The organism is Thiorhodococcus mannitoliphagus, from assembly GCF_010915725.1.
GTDB lineage: Bacteria > Pseudomonadota > Gammaproteobacteria > Chromatiales > Chromatiaceae > Thiorhodococcus > Thiorhodococcus mannitoliphagus.
Map to the genome: position 1 here is coordinate 53,911 of NZ_JAAIJR010000007.1, position 26,104 is coordinate 80,014.

General features: G+C 60.9%; 20 protein-coding genes. 15 read left to right on the forward strand and 5 right to left on the reverse strand.

Going from position 1 to position 26,104, the window contains the following annotated elements; all coding sequences use genetic code 11:
- Positions 1-397 precede the first annotated feature (397 nt).
- From G3480_RS03135 to pyrC, 9 genes are all read left to right on the forward strand, one after another.
- On the forward strand, positions 398-2,263 hold the full coding sequence (locus G3480_RS03135) for a putative nucleotidyltransferase substrate binding domain-containing protein (protein WP_164652211.1): 1,866 nt from the start codon (positions 398-400) through the stop codon (positions 2,261-2,263).
- Between the two features lie 48 nt (positions 2,264-2,311).
- On the forward strand, positions 2,312-2,989 hold the full coding sequence (locus G3480_RS03140) for an exonuclease domain-containing protein (protein WP_164652212.1): 678 nt from the start codon (positions 2,312-2,314) through the stop codon (positions 2,987-2,989).
- Between the two features lie 149 nt (positions 2,990-3,138).
- On the forward strand, positions 3,139-5,085 hold the full coding sequence (acs, locus tag G3480_RS03145; RefSeq protein ID WP_164652213.1) for an acetate--CoA ligase: 1,947 nt from the start codon (positions 3,139-3,141) through the stop codon (positions 5,083-5,085).
- A gap of 307 nt (positions 5,086-5,392) precedes the next feature.
- A complete protein-coding gene (locus G3480_RS03150; RefSeq protein ID WP_164652214.1) occupies positions 5,393-6,226 on the forward strand; it encodes a LabA-like NYN domain-containing protein in 834 nt (277 codons plus the stop codon).
- 182 nt (positions 6,227-6,408) lie between these two features.
- Positions 6,409-8,127 (forward strand): type IV-A pilus assembly ATPase PilB, encoded by a 1,719-nt coding sequence (gene pilB / locus G3480_RS03155; protein WP_164652215.1) that lies wholly within the window; start codon positions 6,409-6,411, stop codon positions 8,125-8,127.
- A gap of 20 nt (positions 8,128-8,147) precedes the next feature.
- Positions 8,148-9,404: a type II secretion system F family protein gene (locus G3480_RS03160; RefSeq protein ID WP_164652216.1), complete on the forward strand. Its 1,257-nt coding sequence runs from the start codon at positions 8,148-8,150 to the stop codon at positions 9,402-9,404.
- Between the two features lie 5 nt (positions 9,405-9,409).
- Positions 9,410-10,300 (forward strand): prepilin peptidase, encoded by an 891-nt coding sequence (locus tag G3480_RS03165; protein WP_164652217.1) that lies wholly within the window; start codon positions 9,410-9,412, stop codon positions 10,298-10,300.
- A 9-nt stretch (positions 10,301-10,309) separates the two neighbouring features.
- Positions 10,310-10,909, forward strand: a complete 600-nt coding sequence (gene coaE, locus G3480_RS03170; RefSeq protein ID WP_164652218.1) for a dephospho-CoA kinase — start codon at positions 10,310-10,312, stop codon at positions 10,907-10,909.
- A gap of 963 nt (positions 10,910-11,872) precedes the next feature.
- On the forward strand, positions 11,873-12,916 hold the full coding sequence (gene pyrC, locus G3480_RS03175; RefSeq protein WP_164652219.1) for a dihydroorotase: 1,044 nt from the start codon (positions 11,873-11,875) through the stop codon (positions 12,914-12,916).
- A 234-nt stretch (positions 12,917-13,150) separates the two neighbouring features.
- Here pyrC and G3480_RS03180 read toward each other — a convergent pair whose 3' ends face one another.
- Positions 13,151-13,945: an MlaA family lipoprotein gene (locus tag G3480_RS03180; protein WP_164652220.1), complete on the reverse strand. Its 795-nt coding sequence runs from the start codon at positions 13,943-13,945 to the stop codon at positions 13,151-13,153.
- A gap of 136 nt (positions 13,946-14,081) precedes the next feature.
- Positions 14,082-14,975 (reverse strand): TraB/GumN family protein, encoded by an 894-nt coding sequence (locus G3480_RS03185; protein WP_240905549.1) that lies wholly within the window; start codon positions 14,973-14,975, stop codon positions 14,082-14,084.
- 206 nt (positions 14,976-15,181) lie between these two features.
- Between G3480_RS03185 and rnt the strand changes: the two genes are divergently transcribed.
- The gene (gene rnt / locus G3480_RS03190) at positions 15,182-15,862 is read left to right on the forward strand and encodes a ribonuclease T (RefSeq protein ID WP_164652222.1); all 681 of its coding nucleotides are present in this window, start codon (positions 15,182-15,184) and stop codon (positions 15,860-15,862) included.
- A 209-nt stretch (positions 15,863-16,071) separates the two neighbouring features.
- Here the strand turns inward: rnt and grxD are convergent, their stop codons facing one another.
- The 3 genes from grxD to G3480_RS03205 form a co-directional block, all read right to left on the reverse strand.
- A complete protein-coding gene (grxD, locus tag G3480_RS03195; protein ID WP_164652223.1) occupies positions 16,072-16,407 on the reverse strand; it encodes a Grx4 family monothiol glutaredoxin in 336 nt (111 codons plus the stop codon).
- Between the two features lie 102 nt (positions 16,408-16,509).
- Positions 16,510-18,297: an N-acetylglutaminylglutamine amidotransferase gene (locus G3480_RS03200; protein WP_164652224.1), complete on the reverse strand. Its 1,788-nt coding sequence runs from the start codon at positions 18,295-18,297 to the stop codon at positions 16,510-16,512.
- Positions 18,298-18,364: 67 nt separating this feature from the next.
- On the reverse strand, positions 18,365-19,921 hold the full coding sequence (locus G3480_RS03205; RefSeq protein WP_164652225.1) for a hydantoinase B/oxoprolinase family protein: 1,557 nt from the start codon (positions 19,919-19,921) through the stop codon (positions 18,365-18,367).
- Between the two features lie 255 nt (positions 19,922-20,176).
- Here G3480_RS03205 and G3480_RS03210 point away from each other — a divergent pair, with 255 nt between their 5' ends.
- The 5 genes from G3480_RS03210 (at position 20,177) to ilvD (ending at position 25,895) form a co-directional block, all read left to right on the forward strand.
- Positions 20,177-20,758, forward strand: coding sequence for a Fe-Mn family superoxide dismutase (locus tag G3480_RS03210; protein WP_164652226.1), 582 nt, complete (start codon positions 20,177-20,179; stop codon positions 20,756-20,758).
- Positions 20,759-20,904: 146 nt separating this feature from the next.
- On the forward strand, positions 20,905-22,083 hold the full coding sequence (locus G3480_RS03215; RefSeq protein ID WP_164652227.1) for an aspartate aminotransferase family protein: 1,179 nt from the start codon (positions 20,905-20,907) through the stop codon (positions 22,081-22,083).
- Between the two features lie 24 nt (positions 22,084-22,107).
- Positions 22,108-23,034: an ornithine carbamoyltransferase gene (gene argF, locus G3480_RS03220; protein WP_164652228.1), complete on the forward strand. Its 927-nt coding sequence runs from the start codon at positions 22,108-22,110 to the stop codon at positions 23,032-23,034.
- Positions 23,035-23,124: 90 nt separating this feature from the next.
- Positions 23,125-23,796 carry a TIGR04211 family SH3 domain-containing protein gene (locus tag G3480_RS03225; RefSeq protein WP_338114051.1) on the forward strand — a complete coding sequence of 224 codons (672 nt, stop codon included), beginning with the start codon at positions 23,125-23,127 and terminating at the stop codon, positions 23,794-23,796.
- A gap of 251 nt (positions 23,797-24,047) precedes the next feature.
- Positions 24,048-25,895 (forward strand): dihydroxy-acid dehydratase, encoded by a 1,848-nt coding sequence (gene ilvD / locus G3480_RS03230; RefSeq protein ID WP_164652229.1) that lies wholly within the window; start codon positions 24,048-24,050, stop codon positions 25,893-25,895.
- The last annotated feature ends 209 nt before the right edge of the window (positions 25,896-26,104 follow it).

Here is a 26,104-nt window from a genome sequence, read left to right on the forward strand (position 1 = left end):
ATGGCAGGAATCCGCGAACCCTGCCGCGCCAGTTAGCATTGAGAGCGCCAATTATTGAGGGCGTAAATTCAATAAATTCGTTTAGCGCCGAAACAGGATGTTTCTTTCATGATTCAATTGCCGATTGGCGTAGACTCAACACGCCAGCACGACTTCCAAGGAGCCTGTCCGACTTGGGGGATCGAAGCGAGGAAGTGGGAGAGCGAGGCCATTTCGTTCCGGTTTTGAGGCGCATAGTGGTTCTATGTAACGAAAAAGCGGGGCGAAAGGGACCGTTCTCCCGATTCCGCAGCCGATTCATCCTAAGTCGGACAGGCTCCTAGAGCGGCGCTAAGACCCGCAGACGAGCTAGGAAACCAGAACTTCCTTTCCCTCTATACCGAAGGGGTAATCCGCGATGGACGTCGAGCTCATCGAGATCCAAGAGTTTCTTGCCAGTCATCCACCCTTCGATCAGCTCCCGGCGGAGGTGCTACAGCGACTGCCAAAGCGTCTGTCGGTCAGGTATTTCCGTCGCGGCACGCCCTTTCCGCCAGCGGATGAGAAGCAGCCCTGTCTCTATATCCTGAGACGCGGCGCCGTGGAGCTGCGGGACGCCGAGGGAGAGCTGGTCGGCAAGCTGGCCGAAGGTGATCTCTGCGAGCAGCACTGCCGCCAGCAGCTACCCGAGCCCGGCTATCAAGGGAAGACCTCGGAGGATACCCTGGTCTATGCGCTTCCCTGCGCGGAGCTCGCCGAGCTGCGCGGCCAATCCGAGGCGTTCTCCGAGCACTTCGATCAATCGCTGTCGAGCCGGCTGCGCAAGGCGCTGGATGTGGTGGTCGACGCTCCGAGCACGGGGACCGGACTCATGACGGTCCGCGTCCGCGACATGGTCAAGCGCGGCCCCATCACCACAGGTCCCGAGACGAGTATCCGTGACGCCGCCAAGATCATGTCGGAGCACCACGTCTCGTCGTTGTTGATCATGGACGAAGCGCGTCTGAACGGGATGATCACTGATCGCGACCTGCGCAATCGTTGCGTTGCGGCGGGACTGTCCACCGACCGGCCAGTGCGTGAGATCATGACCGAAAAGCTGGTCTCAGTGGACATGGAGACGCTGGGCTTTCAGGCGCTGATCACCATGACGCGACTCAACGTGCACCACTTGCCGGTGTTGGAAGACGGCCGCGTCGCCGGGCTGATCTCCTCGACGGACCTCACACGCTTTCAGAGTTCCAACTCGGTCTATCTCGTCGGCGACATTCATCGCGCCGACTCCATCGACACCCTGGTCAAGATCAGCGCCAAGGTCGCAGAGCTGCAGGTTCATTTGGTCACTGGCGGCGCAACCGCGAGCCACGTTGGCCAAGCGGTCAGTGCCATCACAGACGCCATTACCCAAAGGCTCATCGAGCTTGCCGAGGCGGAGTTCGGCAGCCCACCAGTGCCCTATGCCTGGGTGGTTGGCGGCTCCCAGGCCCGCCGCGAGCAATCATCGCACTCGGATCAGGACAACGCCCTGGTCATCTCGGACCAGATGAAGCCCGACGACGAGCCCTATTTCGCGACGCTGGCCAAGTTCGTCAACGACGGACTGAACGCCTGCAGCTTCGTCTATTGCCCAGGCGATGTCATGGCGATGAACCCCAAGTGGCGCCAGCCGCTGCGGATCTGGAACAAATACTTCACCAACTGGATTCTCAAACCCGAGCCGATGGCACTGATGCTCTCGAGCGTCTTTTTCGACCTACGCCCCCTGCACGACCCAGCCGACCTCTTCACCGAGTTACAGGAGCGCGTGCTCAATCAGTCACGTGCCAACCGCATCTTTATCGCCTACATGGCCGCCAATGCGGTCAAGAACCGCCCACCACTCGGTTTCTTCCGCAATATCGTGCTCATCCACGGTGGCGACCACGACCATACGTTCGATATCAAGCACCGCGGCATCGTCCCCATCATCGACCTGGCCCGGGTCTATGCGCTGACGGCGGGCATCGCCGAGACCAATACCATCGAGCGGTTGCAGGCCGCGGCGGAGCGCGGCGCACTGAGCAAGGACGGCGCGGCGAATCTCGTCGACGCCCTGGAATTCATCGGCACCTTGCGGATTCGACACCAAGCCGGACAGCTCCGCCAGGGACAGAAGGCCGACAACTTCCTGTCGCCAGACGAACTCTCACCGCTTGAGCGGGGCCACTTGAAGGAGGCATTTCTCTTGATCAACACCATGCAGGAATCGATGGGGCAACGTTATCAGGCCGGACGCTTTGCCTAGTCTCGCGCGACCGGGCGAGCCTGCTCGCCGTTGGCAGAGCCTGATCTGATGGCGCTATTTCTCGATTGGCAACGCCGGTGGCAGTTGCGCCGAGCGCCGCCAGGTCCCTTGAGGGATTATCTGAGCCAGCCGTTCCCACGGACGCGCACGGATTATCGCGAGCAGGAGTTCTTGTCGGTCGACCTCGAAACCACCGGACTCGACCCACGACAGGACCAGATCTTGAGTGTTGGCTATGTCACCGTCCGAGGCGCCAGCATCGACCTTTCGACCGCACGTCACCGCATCGTTCGCATCGATAGTTCGATTCCCGAGGCCAGCGCCGTGATCCACCAAATCACCGACGATCAGGCTGCGCAGGGGAGTGAACTCATTGATGTCATGGAGGAAGTGCTTGCGGCACTCACCGGAAAGGTCATGATCGCCCATCACGCCACGATCGAGCAGGGGTTTCTAGGCAATGCGTCCAAGGCTTGCTGGGGGCGCGGACTCTTGATGCGGACCATCGATACACAGATCTTGGCCTACCGAACCTTCGAGCGACGGCAGATCCCCTATCAAGTCTCCGATCTGCGACTCTTCGCACTGGCCAGCCGCTACAACCTGCCGCGCTATGGCGCACACAACGCGCTGAGTGATGCTCTGACGGCGGCCGAACTTTTCCTGGCGCAAGCCGCCTACCGCGATGACGGCAAGGGACTGCCCCTCGCCGACTTCCTCTGCTGAGGCTAAATTCACCATAAGCACTGTCTAGATAGTCGGTCGTTCAAAGGGTTACTATTCCCCACCACCGCCAGACAGCCGTCGAAAGAAATCTATAAGGCGCCCCGCTGGCTCAATACCCCAAGCAAACTACTGCTGAGGAGACGACACCCATGTCTGAAGAAAAGGTCTATCCAGTCCCCGCGGACATCGCAACCCAAGCGCACGTCAACGCAGAGCAATACGCCAGCCTCTATCAGCGCTCGATCGATGACCCCAGTGGATTTTGGGCCGAGCAGGCCGAGAAATTCGTGACCTGGACCAAGCCTTGGAGCAGGGTCCTGGATTACAGCTTTGACGCTGACAATCTCCACATCAAGTGGTTCGAGGGCGGGAAGCTCAACGTCTCCTACAACTGCTTGGATCGCCACCTCGAGACCCGGGGCGACCAGGTCGCCATCATCTGGGAAGGCGACAATCCCGAGGAAGACCGCAAGATCACCTATCGCGAGCTGCACGAGGAAGTCAGCAAGCTGGCGAACGTCTTCAAGTCGCGTGGCGTCAAGAAGGGCGACCGCGTCTGCATCTATCTGCCGATGATCCCAGAGGCCGCAGTTGCTATGCTGGCGTGCACCCGGATCGGCGCGGTCCACTCGATCGTCTTCGGCGGCTTCTCCCCGGATTCGCTGCGCGATCGGGTGCTGGACTCCGAGTGCAAGCTGGTCATCACCTCCGACGAGAGTGTGCGCGGCGGACGCCACATCCCGCTCAAGAAGAATGCGGACACTGCATTGAAGGAGTGCCCCAACGTCGACACCCTGGTCGTGGTGCGACGCACCGGCGGCAATGTCGAGTGGACCGAAGGCCGTGACATTTGGTACGACGAGGCCATGGCGGCCGCCTCGGCCGACTGCCCACCCGAGGAGATGGACGCGGAAGATCCGCTCTTCATCCTCTACACCTCTGGCTCAACGGGCAAGCCCAAGGGCGTTCTGCACACCACCGGCGGCTACCTGGTCTACGCTGCCATGACCCACAAATACACCTTCGACTATCAGGACGGCGAGGTCTACTGGTGTACCGCGGACGTCGGCTGGGTCACGGGGCACACCTACATCGTTTACGGACCGCTGGCGAACGGTGCGACCTCGGTAATGTTCGAGGGCATTCCGAACTACCCGGATATGTCGCGCTTCTGGCAGGTGGTCGATAAGCACAACGTCTCCACCTTCTACACCGCCCCGACCGCCATCCGCTCGCTGATGCGCGCCGGCGAAGAGCCGGTCAAGAAGACCTCGCGCAAGTCTCTGCGCATCCTCGGCTCGGTCGGCGAGCCCATTAACCCAGAGGCTTGGGAGTGGTATCACAACGTCGTCGGCGACGGCCGCTGCCCCATCGTCGACACCTGGTGGCAAACCGAGACGGGCGGCCATCTGATCACGCCGCTGCCTGGCGCAACCTCGCTCAAGCCTGGCTCGGCGACGCGTCCCTTCTTCGGCGTCGTACCAGCACTGGTCGACCCGGCAGAAGGCACGCCCATCGAGGGGCAAGGCGAAGGCGCCCTGGTGATCACCCGCCCCTGGCCGGCCATGATGCGCACCGTCTATGGCGACCACCAGCGCTTCATCGATACTTATTTCAAGCAGTATCCGGGCAAGTACTTCACGGGTGACGGCGCGCGCCGCGATGCGGATGGCGATTACTGGATCACCGGCCGTATCGACGACGTGCTCAATGTCTCGGGTCACCGCTTGGGCACCGCCGAGATCGAGTCCGCCCTGGTGCTGCACCCGCATATCGCCGAGGCGGCGGTCGTCGGCTACCCGCACGACCTCAAGGGCCAAGGCATCTATGCCTACGTGACACCCATGGCGGGCGTCGAGGCAACCGACGCGCTCAAGAAAGAGCTGGTCGCTCTGGTCCGTGGCGAGATCGGCCCCATCGCGACCGTCGATATCATCCAGTGGTCGCCGGGGCTGCCAAAAACGCGCTCGGGCAAGATCATGCGCCGCATCCTGCGCAAGATCGCCGCGAACGAGATCGATTCGCTCGGTGACACCTCGACACTGGCCGATCCGACCGTGGTGAACGACCTGATTGACAATCGCGCCAATCAGTAGGACCGCCGCGCGCCGTCAGCGGCACCCGTCCCCCTCTTTGTCTGGACGGATGCCGCTGGTGGCGCCCAATCTCCAATGCCGGGTCGCTTGTTGATGTGGTCGTTTGCTGCTGTGCGTGATCGCGGCTTCAGCCTCCCGGACGACCGAGAAGCGGCATTGCCCCGGCGTCTGCTTGACTTGCAGCCCAGCTAAGTTCTTAACACCATAAAGGGACTCTGAATGCTGGAAGGGATTTCGATTTGAGTCGGCCTTACCTCATGCGGGGAACCGGCTTTTCTTTGATGAATTAATATACAGAGGTCAGGTTTTGGGCTCGAATTTTAGAGTGGGAGTCTTCGTCGACGCTGAGAATGTGCGCTACAACGGCGGTTATCAGATGCGCTATGACATGCTGCGGCGCTTCGCGGCACGTGAGGGCGGCATCCTGCAACGCCTCAACACCTACATGGCGTTCGATGCGGAGCGCGCGCGCGAGGACATCGAGTACCGCAAGAAGGCGCATGCCTATCAGCAAATGGTGCGCGACTTTGGCTGGAAGATCACGACCAAACTCGTACGGCGTTACACGGACGAGAATGGCAACGTCACGACCAAGGCCAACTCCGACCTCGACATGGCGGTCGACGCCATGCTTCAAGCCGACCGTCTCGACCAGGTCCTCATGGTGACCGGCGACGGCGACTTTCTCCAGGTCGTTGAGGCACTTCAGAACAAGGGCTGCCGCGTCGAGCTGATCGGCTTCAAGAACGTCTCCCGACAGCTCCAGCAGGAGGTGGACGCCTTCTATTCCGGCTTTCTCATCCCGGACCTGCTGCCGGTCGCCTATGAGCCGCGCAACGAATGGGGTAAGCCAGGCTCTTGCGTTCGTGGTGTCTGCACCAAGTGGTTCTCCGAAAAGGGCTACGGGTTCCTGCGGATCCTGGATCAGATCTCGTCGAATCTCTGGATCACCGACCCACGCGAGGCGGGCTCACCCTACGTCAGCGTCTTCTGCCATGCCAATGAGCTTGCCGAAGACGTCACAGAAGACCTCCTCATGAATCGCGAAACAGTGCTGGAGTTCTATGTCAACGAGAGCGATCAGAAGGATAATGGCCTGGTCGCGAGCAATGTCAGACTCGCATTCACGGTCAATCGCTGATGGCATCTTGGCCCCTGGTAACACGACCAGGGGCAGCTAACCTCAAGGGCAGCCTCTCGTGAAGGGCAGCCCATCGTGAACCCAAGCGGCCCCTGGCCGGAGGGAACTCAGCGCGCCAGGGCTCAAGCGACAGCCGTAAGCATCCGAAACGATTGAGATAGCGCGATAGGAAAGGCGGCCCAATGTCACCGGATCAAGTCAAAGTCAAACCCTCTGGCCTCGCTTGGCGTCTCGTCAACGACCAACTGCTCTCCGAGGAGCAAATGCTCACTGCCTATGAGGCTGCGGCGAAGAGCGGCGAAGGCTTCGTGCAGCACTTGGTGAAGGAGAAGCTGCTCGATAGCCGCCATATTGCGCTAGCGGCCTCGCATGAGTTTGGCGTTCCCTTGCTCGATTTGGGTGCATTCGACCTCTCCAGCCTGCCAATCAGCCTGATTGACGAGCGCCTCATCCGGAAGCACCGAGCCCTGCCGCTGCTCAAACGCGGCAACCGCCTCTTTCTCGCACTCTCCGATCCCACGAATGATCATGCGCTCGAGGAGATCCGCTTCAACACCGGGCTCTCTACCGACGCCATTCTTGTCGAAGAAGACAGACTCAGTCTTGCGCTCCAGAACGCGCTCGAGGCAAACGATACGACGGCCATGAGCGATTTCGCCGACGCCGACCTCGAAGACCTCGATGTAGGCGGCGGGGAAAACGACGAGGATGCCGACGACCTCGATGCGAATATCGACGAAGCGCCCGTCGTGCGCTATATCAACAAGATCTTGGTGGATGCCATCTCATCCGGTGCCTCGGACATCCACTTCGAGCCCTTCGAAAAGTTCTTCCGAATTCGCTTCCGCCAAGACGGCATCCTGCGCGAGGTTGCCAGCCCGCCACTCAACCTCGCCGGGCGCATGACGGCACGCCTCAAGGTCATGTCGCGCATGAACATCGCCGAGCGGCGCGTCCCCCAGGACGGCCGCATCAAGCTCAAGCTCAGCAAATCGCGCGGCATCGATTTCCGCGTCAACACCCTGCCGACACTCTACGGCGAAAAGGTCGTTCTGCGGATTTTGGACTCGAGTGCGGCCCAAGTCGGCATCGAATCTCTTGGCTTCGAGCTCGAGCAACGTGAGGCGTTTCTCAAAGCCATCCAGAAGCCTTATGGCATGATCTTGGTTACCGGACCGACCGGCTCTGGCAAGACGGTGTCACTCTACAGCGCGCTCAACATCCTGAATCAACCCGACATCAATATCTCGACGGTCGAGGATCCGGTCGAGATTCAGGTCGCGGGCATCAATCAGTGCAATATGAATCCCAAGGCCGGGCTGACCTTTGCCGCAGCCTTGCGATCCTTCTTGCGCCAGGATCCAGACATCATCATGGTCGGCGAGATCCGTGATCTTGAGACGGCGGAGATCGCCGTGAAGGCGGCACAAACAGGCCACTTGGTATTGTCCACACTGCATACCAACGACGCCCCGCAGACATTGACGCGTCTCGCCAACATGGGCATCCCCCCTTTCAACATCGCCTCGTCGGTTCTGCTCATCATGGCCCAGCGGCTGGCACGTCGACTGTGCAGCCATTGCCGCAAGCCTCTGGATCTGCCGCACGAGGCACTCAAGGAGGAAGGCTTCACCGATGCAGAGATCGCGGAGGGGATGACCATCTATGGCCCAGTCGGTTGCGATCACTGCAACAAAGGCTATCGCGGCCGGGTCGGAATCTTCCAGGTGATGCCGGTCTCCGAAGAGGTCGCGCGCCTGATCTTGGAGGGCGGAAACTCGATGCAGTTGGCCGAGCAAGCGAAGCGTGAGGGGATCGCGGATCTCCGCGCCTCTGGACTGCGGAAGGTCAAGTCCGGCACGACCAGCCTCGAAGAAATCAATCGCGTTACCAAGGAATAGGACACTACGGAGTCACCACGATGGCAACGGCAGCAGCAACCAAAGCCAAGCTCAAGGCAAAGCCCAAGGCCGAAAAGGCAAAGGTTTATACCTGGGAGGGCATGGATCGACGAGGCTCGCGTATCAAGGGCGAAAGTCGGGCGGCCAACATCAACGCCGTGCGCGCGGATTTGCGGCGTCAAGGGGTCAATCCGACCAAAGTGAAGGCCAAACCCCAGCCGCTGTTCGGCTCGGGGAAGAAGAAGATCACGGGACAGGATCTATCTATCTTCACGCGCCAGCTCGCCACCATGATGACCGCTGGCGTCCCGCTGGTTCAGGCCTTCGACATCGTCGGACGCGGGCATGACAATCCCTCGATGCAGGACATGATCCTGTCGATCAAGCAGGATATCGAGGGCGGCACCGGGGTCGCCGTCGCACTCAGCAAGTATCCGATCCACTTCGATGATCTAGTCTGCAGCCTGGTCGCCGCTGGAGAGCAAGCCGGTGTGCTGGATGTCCTGCTCGACAAGATCGCTACCTACAAGGAGAAGACGGAGTCGATCAAGGGCAAGATCAAGAAGGCGCTGTTCTACCCGACCGCGGTCATTGCCGTCGCCATCATCGTGACGGTCGTCATCCTCCTCTTCGTCATTCCTCAGTTCAAGGAGCTGTTCACGAGCTTCGGCGCGGACCTGCCAGCCTTCACACTCATGGTGATTGGCCTGTCCGATGTCGTCCGGGAGTGGTGGTGGGCGATGCTGCTTGGAATCGCGGGAACCATCTACGGCTTTAGCTACATCTACAAGCGCTCCCGCAAACTGCGCGAGGTCATCGATCGGGCATCCCTGAAGATCCCCGTCATTGGCGGCATCCTGAACAAGGCTGCCCTGGCCCGCTTCGCGCGCACCCTCTCGACCATGTTCGCCGCCGGTGTACCCCTGGTTGAAGCCCTGCAATCAGTCTCAGGCGCTACGGGCAACATCGTCTATCAAGACGCCGTGCTCAAGATGCGCGAAGAGGTCGCGACGGGTCAGTCGTTGCAGCTTGCCATGCGCCAACGCGATATCTTCCCGCATATGGTCATCCAGATGACGGCCATCGGTGAAGAGTCTGGGGCACTGGACGACATGCTCGGCAAGGTTGCGGATTTCTACGAGGAGCAGGTCGACAACGCCGTGGACAGCCTGAGCAGTCTCCTCGAGCCCTTGATCATGGTCGTCATCGGTGGCCTGGTCGGCAGTCTGGTCGTGGCCATGTATCTGCCAATCTTCAAACTCGCAGCGGTTGTCTAGCGCCAATGCCTGGACAAGATCTAATCGCCCTCTTCCAAGCGAGCCCGGGGCTGCTCTATGCGACCGTCGTGGCTCTCGGGCTCATCGTGGGAAGCTTCCTCAATGTCGTCATCCTGCGGCTACCCCGGATCATGGAAGCCGACTGGCGGCGTGACTGCGCCGAGCTGAGCGCGGAGCGCGAAGCCGCATCCGCAGAGAGCGAGTCGCCGCTGAGCTTGTCCAAGCCACCCTCGACCTGCCCGACTTGCGGTCATCGAATCCGCGCCTTTGAGAACATCCCCGTACTGAGCTACCTCCTGCTGCGCGGCCGTTGCTCGGCCTGCAAGACGCCAATCAGTGCGAGATACCCGATCATCGAGGCCGCGACCGGACTTTTGAGCCTCATCGTCGTCATGCAGCTCGGGCTCAGTTGGCAGATGCCGGCGGCATTGCTGCTCACCTGGGCACTCATCGCCCTTGCCATCATCGATTACGACACTCAACTGCTTCCGGACAGCATTACCCTGCCCATGCTTTGGCTTGGGCTCATCCTGAGCCTCTTTGGCCTCTTCGCGGACAGTCACGCGTCGATCGTCGGCGCGGTCGCCGGATACCTCAGCCTGTGGCTGGTCTTTCACCTGTTCCGCCTCATCACTGGCAAGGAGGGCATGGGCTATGGGGATTTCAAGCTGCTTGGGCTCTTCGGCGCCTGGCTCGGCTGGCAGACGCTTCCTCAGATCATCCTACTGTCGGCGCTAACCGGCGCGGTGATCGGCGTCGCGCTCATCCTCAGCGGTCGCCACGAGCAAGGGAAACCGCTGCCGTTCGGCCCCTATCTTGCTGCGGCGGGCTGGATCAGCCTCCTGTGGGGGAAGGACATCAATGATGCCTATCTGCGAGCAACCGGGCTGATCTAGTCATCACTGATGTTCGTCGTCGCCTTAACCGGTGGCATCGGCAGCGGCAAGACCGCCGTTTCCGATCAGCTGGCCAAGCTCGGGGCCGGGATCATTGATACCGACCTGCTCTCACGCGAACTCACCGCACCTGGCACTCCCACCCTCGCAAGCATCTTTGAGGTCTTCGGCAAGGAGGCAGCCTTGCCGGACGGATCGCTCAATCGCGCCTATCTTAGAGCGCGGGTCTTCCAAGACCCGGATGCCCGAAACCAACTCGAATCCATTTTGCATCCCGCGATTCGCGCGCTCATGCTTGAGCGTCTCGCGACCATCTCAGCGCCTTACGTGGTCCTGGTGATCCCCCTTCTCTTCGAGACCGGACAACAAAGACTCGCCGATCGTGTCCTGGTCGTCGACATCCCAGAGGCGCAGCAGATCGAGCGCGTACGTCATCGTAGCGGACTCTCAGGACCCGAAATCGAACGCATCCTTGCGAGTCAGGCCTCACGTCAACAGCGACTGGCCGGTGCGGACGATGTCATCGACAATAGCGGCCCACCATCCGCATTGGCGCCTCAGGTCGAGCAGTTCCACCAAGGCTACCTCCGCCTCGCCAAGAATCACTAGCCCCACGCTCGGCATCACTGGATCTCGGCGCCACTCAGCACACACGTAACGGGCTCGAATCCTCGACTTAGGAGCGAACAAAGCGAGTCACTCGGGGAAAATAGTTGCTTTTCGTGTACATCCATGATTATCTCGCTCTCACTCGTCGCAACCGACGAGCGACCATGACACACGAACAGGCGTAGCAAACGAGGAACCGTTATGAAGAGACGTATCTCGGTCAAGCAGACATCCATGGCACTGGCATCTGCAATGCTGATGGCAACGATCGCCTTTCAACCTGCGGCCGCAGAGTCATCCTGTAAGGGTCTGGAAAAAAACCCTTGCGGGTCGAAGGATCAATGCCACTGGGTCAATGGCTACACGCGCAAAGACGGCGCCGAGGTCTCAGGTCATTGCCGCAAGACAGCCTCCAGCAAAGGCGCGAAGAGCGAATCGTCCAGTCGCTCTAGCGATCGCAAGGACTCCAGCTGAAGCGGATTCGGAGGCACAAGGACGTGCGAACAAAACGCCTCAGATTCCGCTCAAAAGGCTCGAGTCCAAGTCGACGCTCGCGTTTCCGACCTCTCCATAGGAAGCGCCCATCAACTGTTTCCCGATGTGAGCGATCCCGTCCGAAATCCCCCCTGCCCCCTTTGCGAAAGGGGGGAATGTGAGCGATCCCGTCCGAAATCCCCCCCTGGCCCCCCTTTGCGAAAGGGGGGAAGTTGTTGATGGTCACTTTCTTAGGAACGCTGACCTGCCCCTGCCATCAGACCCCCTTCGCACACACCGAGATTAGCGCGGGGCCAGAAAAGATCGCCAGCGCCTTTGGCCATTTTCTCCGCAGTTCCAATCCACTTTCTCGAATCCACTTTCTCGAATGATGGGCAAGGTTGGCATAATGCCGCGGGACAAGGTCGCCAGACTGGCGACTTGAATGATCCGCGCATCCTTGCGGCCGAATCACAAGCGGACGAAGACATGCTGAGCACTGAAGACCTAGAGATCACACGTCCAGACGACTGGCACCTGCACCTGCGAGACGGGCCGGGCATGAAGGATGTCGTTCAATTGAGCGCGCGGCAGTTCGGGCGGGCGATCATCATGCCCAATCTGAAGCCCCCCATCGTCAACACCAAACAGGCACTGTCGTACCGCGAGCGTATTCTTGCAGCGCTCCCAGAGCGCAGCCAGTTCACGCCTCTGATGACGCTTTACCTGACCGACGGCACGACGCCGGACGAGATCGCAAAGGCCAAGGCAAGCGGCGCGGTGGCTGCCTGCAAGCTCTATCCAGCTGGCGCAACGACGAACTCGGAGAATGGCGTCACTGATATCGCGCGCCTCGCCCCCGTGCTCGAGGCCATGCAGCGTGCGAATCTCCCACTGCTCGTCCATGGCGAAGTCACGGATCCGGATGTCGACATCTTCGACCGGGAGCAAGGCTTCATCGAATCCCGCCTGCGAGCCATTGTTGCGGATTTTCCCGAACTCCGGGTTGTCTTCGAGCACGTCACCACGGCGGAGGCTGTCGACTTCGTACGCGATGGCCCGTCCACCCTCGGTGCCACCATCACCCCGCACCACCTGCTGTACAACCGCAACGCGATTCTCGCGGGCGGAATTCGACCACACTTCTATTGTCTGCCGGTGCTCAAGCGTGAGCGTCATCGACAAGCCTTGCTGGATGCCGCGACTAGCGGGCACCCGCGCTTCTTCCTCGGAACGGACAGCGCCCCGCATCCAGTGCAGGACAAGGAGAGCGCTTGCGGCTGCGCCGGCGCATTCAGCGCTCATGCCGCAGTGGAACTCTACGCCAAGGCATTCGAGGCCGCAGGCGCCCTAGACAGACTCGAGGCCTTCGCCAGCCATCATGGAGCGGACTTCTATGGGCTCCCGCGCAACACCGACAAGGTCCGTTTGAGGCGTGAGGTCTGGGAGGTCCCGGCAGACTACCCGTTCGGGGATCATCGTGTCGTTCCGCTCGGCGCGGAAGAGACACTCGCTTGGCGCTTGGTGGACTGAGCTACAAAAAGAAAACAGGAACCACAAGGAGGCCCACAATCGGGGATCGTCCTGATCTCAGCGAGCTGCGGGGCTAGGGCGATTGTCGAAGCAGCTCAGATCAGATGGCGCCGAATCGAGGCTCAGCTTCAAGGAGCGCCGACAGGAGCAGCGCCAAACGAAGTGACTAGAGGCGCGACACGCAAGGCGGGCCTCGAGACAAGTCAGGGTGGTATGAGCATCGACAGAAATGGCTTAAGGCGAGGGCTGTCGCTCCTCAGGCCCAGTCGGCACCCCGAAATCGATCTCGTCCCAAAACTCATCTTGGCCTTCTTGGCGAGGAGGATTGCCGTCGTGGACGCGACTCAAACGTCGCTGCAGGTAGGCATCCCGTAAAAAGCTGTAGGGATCAATGGCCGCGTCTTGCAAGATGTCCCCAGCGGTCAAGAGATCTGCCCGTCGATCGACGACTCGCAGCCCAACGAGCCCCCAGTGCACCCGATCCTCTCTGAGACTGAACAGCGGATCGGTCACGACATCGCCAGCGAGTCCGATGGTATCGCGAATGGAGCTTGGCCCAAGAATGGGTAGAACGAAATAGGCACCCTGCTCGAGCCCCCAATAACCGAGGGTCTGACCAAAATCTTCCTTATAGCTCGGCAGCCCGACGTTGGTCGCGACATCGATGAATCCGAGCAAGCCCACGGTCGTATTGATGAAGAGCCGCCCAACATCGCTGCCCGCCCGAGACATCTTGAACTGCAAGATGTTATTGGCCACCGAAGTGACGTCGGCGATATTGTCAAAGAAATTGGTAATGCCCCTGTCGACCTGCTCAGGTGTGATCTTCTGATACCCGATCGCCAAGGGGCGCAGAAACGCCTTGTCGAAGTCTGTGTTGAAACGATAGACCGCCCGATTGTAAAGCTCGAGGGGATCGCGCTCGTCAACGACCCGATCCGGATTACTCGCGCAACCGAGCAAGAGCAAGGTTGCTCCCAAGGCTGCCCAGCAGCCAAGCCGACGCGAGCGGGTCTCCACAGCCATCATTCTTGCCCGATCTCCACACAAGAAGAGCCCGAATGCTAACACAGGGGCGAGCCAGGTCGGAGGCTCAGAATGAGTAACGACGAAATCAGCGAGGAGAGGCCGGCCGCAAGCTGAAAATCCCTCACCAGAGAAACCCTCAATAGACGCGCCTCACGGAGTAGCCCATCCCGCGAAGCAATCCCACCACGCCAGTCTCGCCCGTCAAGTGGAGTGCACCGATGGCGACGAACCAGCCACCTTCATCCAATCGCTGGATCATGCGGCTGGCCATCCTGCGATTGCGCGCATCGATCACGGTTGCGCGGAACAGAGCAGCGAGCCGCGGCTCACTCTCCTCCAAGGAGGCGTCACTCAGTGCTTGCAACCGCTTCAGATCACGCTGCAGGTAGGCCAGGGTCAGCTGCTCAAACATCCGTGGCAGCGCTCCTCGAGCGTCAAGCGTCTCCTCAAGCAATGCGATCTGGTCCGCTTCCTCAAGGTCGTCGAAGATGGCGAGCTGCTCCTCCATAGTCTCCAGTCCTGCGATCCGCTTATGCCCGGCCACGGCTTCGCGATAGAGCTTCACGTCGAGAAAATCCCCGGTCTCACCGCGAGGCGTGCTCAGCTGGGTCATGACGGCCCAGGGTTTGAAGTCCTTGAATGCCTCCTCCCCCATGCTCAGCTCGGCCAGCGCCTCTCGCACCTCCGCATAGAGCCCAGCCGGCAGGACATCGCGAAGCTGCCGACCATCGGTGTAAGTCATGGTCATCATCGCCTCAATGATCGCCGAGGTGTCGGGAACGACCTCGAGCGCAAACCCGGGACAGGCATTGAAGGCGGCCTGGACTTCGGCTGGCAACCGAGTGACGCGCGGATCTTCACTGTGGATGGTGCCAAAGAGGTAGCTTGGCGCGGCCGAACTGGCGGGCTTCACCTCGAACAGGAGGCCTTCATCAGCTCCAACGCTATCCGCGCGCGTTGTCGTTGGCTGCAAGAAGAGGCCGAGCAAGAGGACAAGCAAGGCGAATTGGCAACGCAGAGCAGCAGTCAAGATAACAACCTTCATAGGATTCGAACGGCCTACCAGCGCGACCTCTCAGCGCGCCCTCAGCATCATCGCCGGACCACAAACCTTGACCGCAGATTAGCACACTGGAGCCTGATACCCTGCGATCGGCAGCATGCCGAGTTCACTGGCGTTTGAAACAACATCGACCAGCGTTTGGAAAACGGGCGCCGCCACCTTATGCTGTGACGATGAATGAGGAGAAACAGACTTTCAGCGGCATTGCACAGCGCTTCCGAGGCTTCTTGCCTGTCGTCGTCGATGTCGAGACTGCCGGCTTCGATGCGCAGCGTCACGCGCTCTTGGAAATTGCAGCTGTGGTGATCCGCATGCGACCTGACGGTCTGGTGGAGCCGGCAGCGACACTGGCTTGTCACGTCCTGCCCTTCGTTGACTCGGAGATCGACCCGAGGGCACTCGCCTTCAACCGCATCGATCCCGACCATCCCTTGCGCGACGCCGTCTCCGAGCAAGACGCGCTAAACCGAATACTCACGCCCATCCGCAAGGCTGTGAAATCAAACGGCTGCAATCGCGCGATCCTGGTCGGTCACAACGCACACTTCGACCTGGGATTCGTCAAGGCGGCAGTCGAGCGAACTGGGTACAAGCGCAACCCCTTCCACGCCTTCAGTGTGTTCGACACGGTCACGCTCGGCGGCCTCATGTTCGGTCAGACCGTGCTTGCTCGCGCGGCGAAGGCAGCTGGACTGTCATGGCAAAACAGCGAGGCACACTCCGCAATCTATGATGCGGAGCAAACGGCAAGACTCTTCTGCACCGTCGTCAATCGCTGGCATGAGCTTTGCCCCGAACACCCCTGGGAAGGCAGCTCAGACATGATGGCGGAAGGTTCCCTTCCTGACGCTTAGAAAGTGTCCATCAATTGTTTCCCGATGCGAGCGATGCCGCCCGCCCCCCTTTGCGAAAGGGGGGAAGTTGTTGATGGACGCTTTCTTAGTAACTGTCCAGGAACGACTTCCCGATTTGCTCGGCACCGTCTTTCCGCAAGGCGGGAAGTAGAATGTGGACGCTTCTTTAGACCCGGCCTTCGATGTCCGAGCCGACCGATGCGACGGCGCTAACCGCCAGCCGCTTCAGACTTCGCGGCCGCTTGCTCCATCATGGTCTTGAGTTCGCCGCTCGAGTGAAGCTCAAGGGTGATGTCGCAGCCGCCGACCAGCTCGCCGTCGATGTAGATCTGCGGGAAAGTCGGCCAGTCCGCATAGCGCGGCAGATTCTCGAAGATCTCGGCATCTTGGAGGACATTCACATAGGCAAAGGGCACGGCGCACTCTTGGAGTGCCGCCGCCGCCCTCATCGAGAAGCCGCACTGGGGAAACTGCGGCGTCCCTTTCATGTAGATCACCACCGAGTTGCCCTTCACCTGCTCATCAATCCGCTCTAAGACATCCACTGCTCACCTCGTCATGACAGCTTTTATGTTCCGGCGAGAGTCGGGCCATTGCCACCCTTTTCAAGCAAGCAGCCAGGCAAAAAATGCCTGATGGACTCGCCGTCACGAGCAAGCGGGATCGACGTGGCGCTGCAGCCAAATCTCAAGCAGGGCGAGATGCCAAAGCTTATTGCCCTGAATGCGGGTGTGATGCATGTCGGGCGCGGCCAGGAGTTCGTCCAGATAGGATTGCCGATAGAGACCTCGCTCGCGACTCGCACCTGAGTTCAAGGCATCGCGCATCATCTCGAGGAAGGGACCGCGGACATACTTGAGAGCCGGCATGGGGAAATAGCCCTTCGGCCGGTCGATCACCGCGTCCGGCAGCAGACCGCGGGCTAAAGCCTTGAGCGGATACTTGCCTCCGTCGCGCAGCTTTAGCTCGGAAGGACAGGCCGCCGCCAGCTCGACGAGCTGGTGATCGAGGAAGGGGACCCGGGCCTCCAAGCCCCAGGCCATGGTCATGTTGTCCACGCGCTTGACCGGATCATCGACAATGAGCGTAGTCACATCCAGGGCGAGTACCGCATCCAGGAAGCTATCGGCATCCGCCTCATCAAGCCGTCCTGCAATCAGCTCACCGGTGAAGTCACCCTGGCCATAGCCATCGGCCACCATGCGCAAGTATTCGTCATGGTCGCGATCGAAGTAGTGCTTACGGACCCGCTCCAGGCGCGAGCCCTGGGCCTCGGCCTGCATGCGCGGATACCAGAAATAGCCGCCGAAGACTTCATCAGCCCCCTGTCCGGACTGGACGACCTTGATCTCATGCGAGACCAGCTCTGACAGCAAGTAGAAGGCCACGGCATCCTGGGCGAACATGGGCTCCGCCATGGCATCGATGGCCTCGGGCAGACGGCTCAGCACTTGGTCATTGGGCACCAAGAGCTTGCGATGCTCTGTGCCATAGCGCTCGACCACCAGGTCTGAGTACTGGAACTCGCTGCCCGCCTCCTCGGGGGTATCCTCGAAGCCGACCGAGAAGGTCCTGAGATCCGCGACGCCGACTTCCGCAAGCAGGGCAACGAGCAAGCTCGAATCCAGCCCACCCGACAGCAGCACGCCCACGGGCACGTCGGCGACTTCACTGCGGATCTTGACCGCGTGCCGCAGCGCCGCATGAATCTCATCCAGCCAGTCCGCCTCGGAGCGCGCTTCTCCCGGCCGTCTGGCTGTGAGGGTCCAGTAGGGCGCCTCCTTGCGCTGGCCGGATGCGTCGATCAACATCCAGTGCCCCGGCGACAATTTGCGCACCCCGCGCAAGATGGTCCGCGGAGCGGGCACCACGGCATGCAGCGTAAAGAGGTGATGCAGGGCAACCGGGTCGATGCTGGTATCCACGCCTCCGGCAGCGAGTAGCGCCTGGGGATTGGAGGCGAAGCGCAGCAGCGAGCCCTGCTCGGCCCAGTAGAGCGGCTTGATTCCAAAACGGTCTCGCGCCAGGAAAAGCGTGCCCTGATTCGCATCCCAGAGCGCAAAGGCAAACATCCCGTGCAACCGCTCGGCACAGGCTGTACCCCAGGCATGCCAAGCCTTGAGGATGACTTCGGTATCGCCCCCCGAGAAGAACCGATAGCCCAGCGCCTGAAGCTCGCGACGCAGCTCAGGGTAGTTGTAGATCGCCCCATTGAAGACGATCGCCAGACCCAACTCGGCATCGACCATGGGCTGGTTGGACCGCACGGTCAGGTCGATGATCGAGAGGCGGCGGTGGCCGAAGGCCAAGGCGCCGTCACTGTAGCTTCCGCCATGGTCCGGACCACGTCGGACGAGCCTCGACATCATCGCCTCGATCGACTCGAGACTGGCGGATGCGCCATCGAATCTCAGCTCGCCGCAGATACCGCACATGACTAGGATCTCCAGATATCTTGGAAGGAAGATTGGGCGGGGCCCGCGCCGGCCAAGCCAGCAGACATCACGAACGAGGCGTGCCTGACGCCCCCCAACCGCCACCACCCGGCGTTGCGATCGTCAGCAGGTCTCCCGGGTTGAGCGAAAGCCTGGTCTTCGCTGGGATCTCCGCCCCATTGAGTCTATTTAGACCACCGGCCCCAGGCTCGCCACCGGCACTGCCCCAAGGCCGGCTGCGACGACGCTCGGTTAGCAGCGTCGCCTCGGCCGGCCCCAAGAATCGCAGCTCGCGCAGGATACCCTCACCACCGGCGCGTATCCCAGGGCCACCGGATCCCTCGCGCAGTCCATAGTGCTCGACACGCAAGGGAAGCCGTGCCTCCAAGACCTCGATCGGGGTATTCAAGGTGTTGGTCATATGCGTCTGGACACCGGACCATCCGCCACCAGTAGCACCCGCACCCATACCGCCGCCAATCGTCTCGTAGTAGTCCCAGGCAGCCCCAGGTGTCACGCAGCCCATGGCAACATTGCTCATGCTGCCGCAGCTTGCGGCCGGCATACGCTCGGGTATCGCTTGCGCCAAGGCGCCCATGACGACATCCACCAAGCGCATGCTAGTCTCGACGTTGCCCGCCGCAACGGCGGCCGGACGGCAGGCGTTGACCAGGCAGCCCAGGGGCGCCTCCAGGGTGATCGGCCGAAAGCTCCCGGCACAGGCCGGCGTCTGGGGCGGCATCAAACAACGGAAGACGTAGAGCACGGCGGCGGCTGTCACCGCGAGCGGACAGTTGATATTGCCCTGCACCTGCGAGGCCGTGCCGCTAAAGTCCAGGTGGACGCCGGACTCCGAAACCCGCATCGCGACTCGAATCGGAATGCCGCAAGCCCCCTGCCCGTCATCGTCCATCACATCCTCGAACCGATAGAGTCCCTTGGGAATGTCGGCCATTGCAGCCCGGGCGAGGCGCTCACCGTAGGCATTCAGATCCCCGAGGGCCGCTTCGAGTGGCGCACGCCCCATCCCCTCTGCGAGCTGTCCGAGCCGCGCTACGCCGGCACGATTGGCACTGATCTGAGCAAGGAAATCGCCGCGGGCATCCTGCGGATTTCGGGTTGCGGCCAAGATGTCATCCAGCTTCCGATCGACCAAACACCCTTTCCGCAAAAGGCGACTGGGTGGAATGATCAGCCCCTCATCGTAGAGACTTCGCGAAATGGGCATGGAGCCGGGTGAGCTTGCACCGATATCCGCGTGATGCGCACGATTGACGACGAACGCGGTCAAGTGGGCGTCGACAAAGAGCGGCGCGACCAGGGTGACGTCCGGCAGGTGCGTGCCACCCAGGTAGGGATCGTTCAAAACGAGCATGTCGCCGTCCGCCCACTCCAGGCTCGAGACGATGCTCGCCATGGCGAAGGCCATGCTTCCGAGATGTACGGGAATATGCGCTGCCTGAGCCGCCAACTGCCCAGAAGGATCGAAGATCGCGCAGGAGAAATCGAGCCGATCCCGAATATTGGGTGAAAAAGCAGCCTGACGGAGAACGACGCCCATCTCCTCGCAGATGGCATCCATCCGGCTGGCGAACAGGGCGAGGTCGATTGGACTCAGTGACATTGGCCAGGGCTCTCTTCAAGAAGCAGTCTGCATGGTCACATAGGGATCCGCTCTCTTGCAAAAGCCCGAGGCTGACGCCACTCCCAGGGTCGGAACCGAGCGCGCAGACCTGTCTTGGCGCGGAGAAGCCCGGCATTCGGGCAGCCACGCCAGGCTCAGCGCCCGGGTTGACATCCTTGAACTTGATCCAACGTCTTTACCTGAACAAGCACCTCATCTCTAGAGATTCGAGAATCACATCGGGAGATCCTTAGCATGGCCTTCGAATTACCCCCTCTGCCCTACGAAAAGAATGCGCTCGAGCCGACCATCTCCGCGGAGACCTTGGAGTATCACTACGGCAAGCACCACCAAACCTATGTCGCCAAGCTGAACGACGGCATCAAGGGCACAGAATTTGAGGGCATGTCGCTTGAGGACATCATCAAGAAATCCTCCGGCGGCATCTTCAACAACGCCGCACAGGTCTGGAATCACACCTTCTACTGGAATTGTCTGAGCCCCAACGGCGGCGGCGAGCCAAGCGGCGCGCTCGCGGATGCCATCAACACGAAATTCGGGTCCTTTGATAAGTTCAAGGCCGACTTCGAGGCCGCCGCAGCAGCCAACTTCGGGTCCGGCTGGACCTGGCTGGTCAAGGGTGCTGACGGATCAGTCGAGATCTTGAGCACCTCGAACGCGGGGACCCCCATGACCGAGGGAAAAACGGCGCTGCTCACCGTTGATGTCTGGGAGCATGCCTACTACATCGACTACCGAAATGCGCGTCCGAAATACCTCGAAAGCATCTGGGCAAAAATCGATTGGGGCTTCGTTGCCTCCAATTTCGCAGCGTAACCCTGCGTATTCCATGCAAAAAACTTGTAAACAGCGCAAGTAACGCGTTATATTTCCGCACTTCGCCTTACACACAAAGGCGGTTTCCTCATGAGGAACCGCCTTTTTTATTTTCCATTTTGCAGCTCGATCGGGGTCAGTCCGCAATGAGCGAACCCTTGATGGCCACCTATAAGCGCCTACCCGTGACCTTCGCGCGGGGCGAAGGCGTCTGGCTCTGGGATACCGATGGCAAGCGCTACCTAGACGCGCTCTCTGGGATCGCGGTCTGCGGCTTGGGACATGCGCATCCAGGCGTTCGCGATGCCTTGTGTGAGCAGGCCGGCCAGCTCATCCACACCTCCAACCTTTATCGGATCGCGGAGCAGGAGCGTTTGGGCGCCATGCTCTGCGAGCAGGCTGGGATGGACCGGGTGTTCTTCGCCAACTCTGGCGCTGAAGCGAACGAGGCGGCCATCAAGCTCGCCCGTCTCCATGCGCACCGCAAAGGCGTCGAGAATCCCGCGATCCTGGTCGCCGAGAACAGCTTCCACGGCCGCACCCTCGCAACCCTCTCCGCCACCGGAAACCGAAAAGTCCAAGCGGGCTTCGAGCCGCTGGTTCAGGGTTTCCTGCGTGTTCCCTACGACGACATCAATGCCATCGAAACGGCCGCCGCAAATCGGCCAAACATCGTCGCCATCTTGATCGAGCCCATTCAAGGCGAGGGCGGCATCAATTTGCCCGCGGACGACTATCTCGCCCGGCTGCGACAAATCTGCGACCGGGAAGGCTGGCTGCTGATCCTGGATGAGATTCAGACTGGCATGGGGCGGACCGGGCAGTTCTTCGCCTTCAATCACGCCGGGATCTATCCGGATGTCGTCACCCTTGCGAAAGGGCTCGGCAACGGTGTGCCGATCGGCGCCTGCCTCGCACGCGGCGCAGCGGCCGAGGTGCTGACAGCGGGCTCGCATGGCTCGACGTTCGGCGGCAATCCGCTCGCCTGTCGCGTTGGCCGAGCGGTGCTTGAGGCCATTGCGGCCGAGAGGCTGACTGAGAGAGCGGCCGAGCAAGGTGCTTACCTGCTCGACGCCTTCAAGGGCACACTCGGCGAAAAATCCGGGGTCGTCGACATCCGCGGCCGCGGACTCATGCTCGGCATCGAGCTGGACCGTCCCTGCGCAGCGCTCGTTGGCACAGCTTTGCAGACAGGTCTTTTGATCAACGTCACCGCAGATCGCGTGATTCGGCTACTGCCGCCGCTGATCCTCGAGCGGACCGAAGCGGATCTGCTGGTCCAGCAGCTCACTGACATCGTCATTGCCTTCCTGGGCGACGCCTGACTGCAACGTCGCGGAGACCCCTCTATGCTCGCCCCAAAGAACTCATGCCGGCATTTCCTGAAGCTCAGCGACCTAAGCTACGAGGAAGCACGCAGCCTGATCGATCGGGCCATTGAGCTAAAGCGCATGCACAAGAGCGGACAGGACCACCGGCCGCTCGCGCATCGCACCCTGGCGATGGTCTTCGAGAAGTCCTCGACCCGCACGCGCGTCTCCTTCGAGGCGGGAATGGTCCAGCTCGGCGGCCACGCGCTCTTTCTCTCGCCGCGAGACACCCAGCTCGGCCGTGGGGAGCCCATCGAAGACAGCGCTCGCGTCATCTCCCGAATGGTGGACGCGGTCATGATCCGGACTTTCAAGCAAGAGACCCTGGAGCGCTTTGCGGCCTACTCCGAAGTTCCCGTCATCAACGGTCTGACAGATCGACTGCACCCCTGCCAAACCCTCGCTGATCTCCAGACGTTTCATGAGCATCGCGGCGACATCCGCGGCAAAGGTGTCGCTTGGATCGGCGATGGCAACAATATGTGCCATTCCTTCATGGAAGCGGCAGCGCTTTTCGACTTCGAACTCAACATCGCTTGCCCCGAAGGCTACGAGCCGGACGCGGACTTCATGGAAGCTGCGGGTGATCGCTGCAAAATCCTGCGCGATCCAGAAGAAGCCGCCGCAGGAGCCCATCTGGTCGCCACCGACGTCTGGGCAAGCATGGGTCAGGAAGAAGAGCAGCTACGCAGAGAATCCGCCTTCGGCACCTTCCAGGTGACCGACGCTGTGATGGCTCGCGCCTCCAAAGACGCGCTCTTTATGCACTGCCTGCCAGCCCACCGCGGTGAAGAAGTGACAGCATCCGTGATCGACGGCCCACAGTCGGTCGTTTGGGATGAGGCCGAGAACCGACTTCACGCGCAAAAGGCCCTGCTCGAGTTCCTCATCGCCTCCCCTCAATAGAAGCTTTCATCGACATCGCACCACGGAGTCCAGCCCCCGGGGCTCCGTACCTCGCGGTGACAACAGACCCGCAACACATGGAGGCACCTCGTGTTATGCCGCGGCATCCTATTCCTGCTCATGACGCTCATGGGAGCCGCCAGCCATGCGACCGCCAGTTATGTCAGCGACCAGCTCGAGGTCACCTTGCGTGCGGGCGAGAGCGTCCGCTACAAGATCTTGCGGATGCTGCCGAGCGGCACACCGCTTGATGTCTTGAGCACCAACAGCGAGAGCGGCTACGCGCGCGTGCGCGCCGACGATGGCGTCACGGGATATGTTCTGGAGCACCAGCTCCAGCTGGAGCCGGTTGCCCGAGTTCAAGTCGCGGAAATGAAGGCGCGCTTGGACGAGTTCATGAAGGAGCCGGACTCCCTGGCTCGGCAACTTGCGAGCCTCCAAGCAGAGCACGAAGCACTCGGTCACCGGGCCGCCAAGCTCGAAAAGGAGAATCAGGCCTTGAGCGACGAGCTTGCGGAGATCCGGCATGCCTCGACGCATGTCGTCGAAATCACTGCAGAGCGCGAGCGCTTACAAGACCAGGTCAGCGCACTCGCGCGGGAGCGCGATCAGGTCCAAGAGGAAAACGCGGGGCTGCGCGAGCGAACCAATCAGCGCTGGTTTCTGATCGGAAGCGGCGTCATGGGCGGCGGCATCTTTCTCGGTCTCATCCTTCCGCTCTTGCGGCCACGCCATCGCAAGAGTTCCTGGGATAGGCTCTGAGCACTCGCCTAGCCAGCCCCCGCCCGGACGTCTCGATGGCAGCCGCAAGGCAGCCTTGCACCCCCTTCAGCGCTCGGAGCACGCAAGCCGCATGACCAATCTCGCTCACTACGCTAGAGCGCCCGGGCCGAGACCTTCCTGATGAGCCCTGGCGCCACGCGCGCAAGAGTGCTCGCGTCGCCCGCCGAGCCGTGAGGCGAAAGGTTTATACTGACGCCATCCAAACTGTCTGGCACCTCAGGGTCTTTAGCATGCCTCAATATCGCTCAAGAACAAGTACCCACGGACGCAACATGGCCGGCGCGCGCGCGCTCTGGCGCGCGACCGGCATGAAGGATGGGGATTTCGACAAGCCCATCATCGCGGTCGTCAATTCCTTCACCCAGTTCGTACCAGGCCACGTGCACTTGAAAGACCTGGGTCAGCTGGTGGCGCGCGAGATCGAGGCCGCCGGCGGCGTCGCCAAGGAGTTCAACACCATCGCGATCGACGACGGCATCGCGATGGGGCACAACGGTATGCTCTATTCTCTTCCCTCGCGTGAGATCATCGCCGACTCGGTCGAGTACATGGTCAACGCACATACGGCGGACGCCATGGTGTGCATTTCCAACTGCGACAAGATTACGCCCGGCATGCTCATGGCAGCACTGCGGCTGAACATCCCGGCCGTCTTCGTCTCGGGCGGCCCCATGGAGGCAGGCAAGGTCGTGCGCAACGACTCAGAGATTCATCTCGATCTCGTCGATGCCATGGTCGCTGCTGCCGACCCGAAGGAAACGGACGCCAGTGTTGCCGAGATCGAGCGCTCCGCGTGTCCGACCTGCGGCTCCTGCTCAGGGATGTTCACGGCAAACTCCATGAACTGCCTCACCGAGGCGCTCGGCCTAAGCCTCCCTGGCAATGGCTCGCTGCTTGCGACCCATGCCGCCCGTAAGGAACTCTTCCTTGAGGCAGGTCGACTCATCGTCGAACTCGCAAAACGCTATTACGAGCAGGATGACGCAAACGTCCTGCCGCGCTCCATCGCGACCTTCGACGCCTTCGAAAACGCCATGAGCCTCGACATCGCCATGGGCGGCTCGACGAACACCGTGCTGCACCTCCTTGCGGCAGCCCGCGAAGCCGAAGTGCCGTTCGGCATGGAGGACATCGATCGACTCAGCAAGAAGGTGGCGAACCTATGCAAGGTCGCACCCGCTACCCAGCAGTACCACATGGAAGACGTCCATCGCGCAGGGGGGGTCATCGGTATCCTCGGTGAACTCGACCGCGCTGGCTTCCTGCATCGCGACGCCAGAACAGTGCATAGCCAATCAGTGGCTGCAGCGCTCGAGGAGTGGGACGTGACGCGCTCGAAGTCGCCCCGCGCGCACGCTCGGTTTCTCGCCGCGCCTGGCGGCATTCCAACCCAGGAGGCGTTTAGCCAATCAGCACAATGGGATTCCCTCGATCTTGATCGCGCCACCGGCTGTATCCGAGACCTGGAGCATGCCTATAGCCGAGACGGTGGGCTCGCCGTCCTATTCGGCAACCTGGCTGAGGATGGATGTATCGTCAAGACCGCGGGCGTGGACAAGGAGATCCTTAAGTTCTCTGGCCCCGCAAGAATCTTTGAGAGCCAAGAAGATTCGGTCAACGCCATCCTCTCCGATCAGATCCGACCAGGTGATATCGTCATCATCCGCTATGAAGGCCCCAAAGGTGGGCCTGGCATGCAGGAGATGCTCTATCCAACCAGCTATCTCAAATCCAAGGGACTCGGAAAGCAGTGTGCGCTGATCACTGATGGTCGCTTCTCGGGAGGAACCTCCGGCCTATCGATCGGTCACGTCTCACCCGAAGCCGCACAAGGGGGCGCAATCGGACTCGTCGAGGAAGGGGACATCATCGAGATCGACATCCCGAATCGACGCATTCACCTCGCCGTCTCCGACGAGACCCTCAGCCAACGCCGTAGATCCATGGACAACCAAGGCAGCCAGGCTTGGCTACCGGCAGATCGTCAGCGACAAGTGTCCTCCGCGCTGAGGGCCTATGCAGCCCTTACCACAAGCGCCGCCAATGGCGCCGTAAGAGACATCTCCCAGCTCCGATAGACTTCACCATGCTCTCAGAGCAGGCCCGATTGCCGGGCCTGCCGTCATTCATTCATCGTCATCGCGGCCACGCTTTGTGGGCTTTCTTCGCCATTCAGCGCGCGACGCGTGCTGAGTGTCGATGTGTAGAGATTTTCCTTGCGCAAAGAAAAACCCCCGTCACCTGATTTGGGTAGCGGGGGTTTTAGGGATAAGGCCCTGGCGGTGAC

Coding starts and splice junctions, on each gene's coding strand:
- G3480_RS03135 (WP_164652211.1), top strand. CDS start 398: ATGGACGTCGAGCTCATCGAGATCCAAGAGTTTCTTGCCAGTCATCCA.
- G3480_RS03140 (WP_164652212.1), top strand. CDS start 2,312: ATGGCGCTATTTCTCGATTGGCAACGCCGGTGGCAGTTGCGCCGAGCG.
- acs (WP_164652213.1), top strand. CDS start 3,139: ATGTCTGAAGAAAAGGTCTATCCAGTCCCCGCGGACATCGCAACCCAA.
- pilB (WP_164652215.1), top strand. CDS start 6,409: ATGTCACCGGATCAAGTCAAAGTCAAACCCTCTGGCCTCGCTTGGCGT.
- G3480_RS03160 (WP_164652216.1), top strand. CDS start 8,148: ATGGCAACGGCAGCAGCAACCAAAGCCAAGCTCAAGGCAAAGCCCAAG.
- G3480_RS03165 (WP_164652217.1), top strand. CDS start 9,410: ATGCCTGGACAAGATCTAATCGCCCTCTTCCAAGCGAGCCCGGGGCTG.
- coaE (WP_164652218.1), top strand. CDS start 10,310: ATGTTCGTCGTCGCCTTAACCGGTGGCATCGGCAGCGGCAAGACCGCC.
- pyrC (WP_164652219.1), top strand. CDS start 11,873: ATGCTGAGCACTGAAGACCTAGAGATCACACGTCCAGACGACTGGCAC.
- G3480_RS03180 (WP_164652220.1), bottom strand. CDS start 13,945: ATGATGGCTGTGGAGACCCGCTCGCGTCGGCTTGGCTGCTGGGCAGCC.
- rnt (WP_164652222.1), top strand. CDS start 15,182: ATGAATGAGGAGAAACAGACTTTCAGCGGCATTGCACAGCGCTTCCGA.
- G3480_RS03200 (WP_164652224.1), bottom strand. CDS start 18,297: ATGTGCGGTATCTGCGGCGAGCTGAGATTCGATGGCGCATCCGCCAGT.
- G3480_RS03205 (WP_164652225.1), bottom strand. CDS start 19,921: ATGTCACTGAGTCCAATCGACCTCGCCCTGTTCGCCAGCCGGATGGAT.
- G3480_RS03210 (WP_164652226.1), top strand. CDS start 20,177: ATGGCCTTCGAATTACCCCCTCTGCCCTACGAAAAGAATGCGCTCGAG.
- G3480_RS03215 (WP_164652227.1), top strand. CDS start 20,905: ATGAGCGAACCCTTGATGGCCACCTATAAGCGCCTACCCGTGACCTTC.
- argF (WP_164652228.1), top strand. CDS start 22,108: ATGCTCGCCCCAAAGAACTCATGCCGGCATTTCCTGAAGCTCAGCGAC.
- ilvD (WP_164652229.1), top strand. CDS start 24,048: ATGCCTCAATATCGCTCAAGAACAAGTACCCACGGACGCAACATGGCC.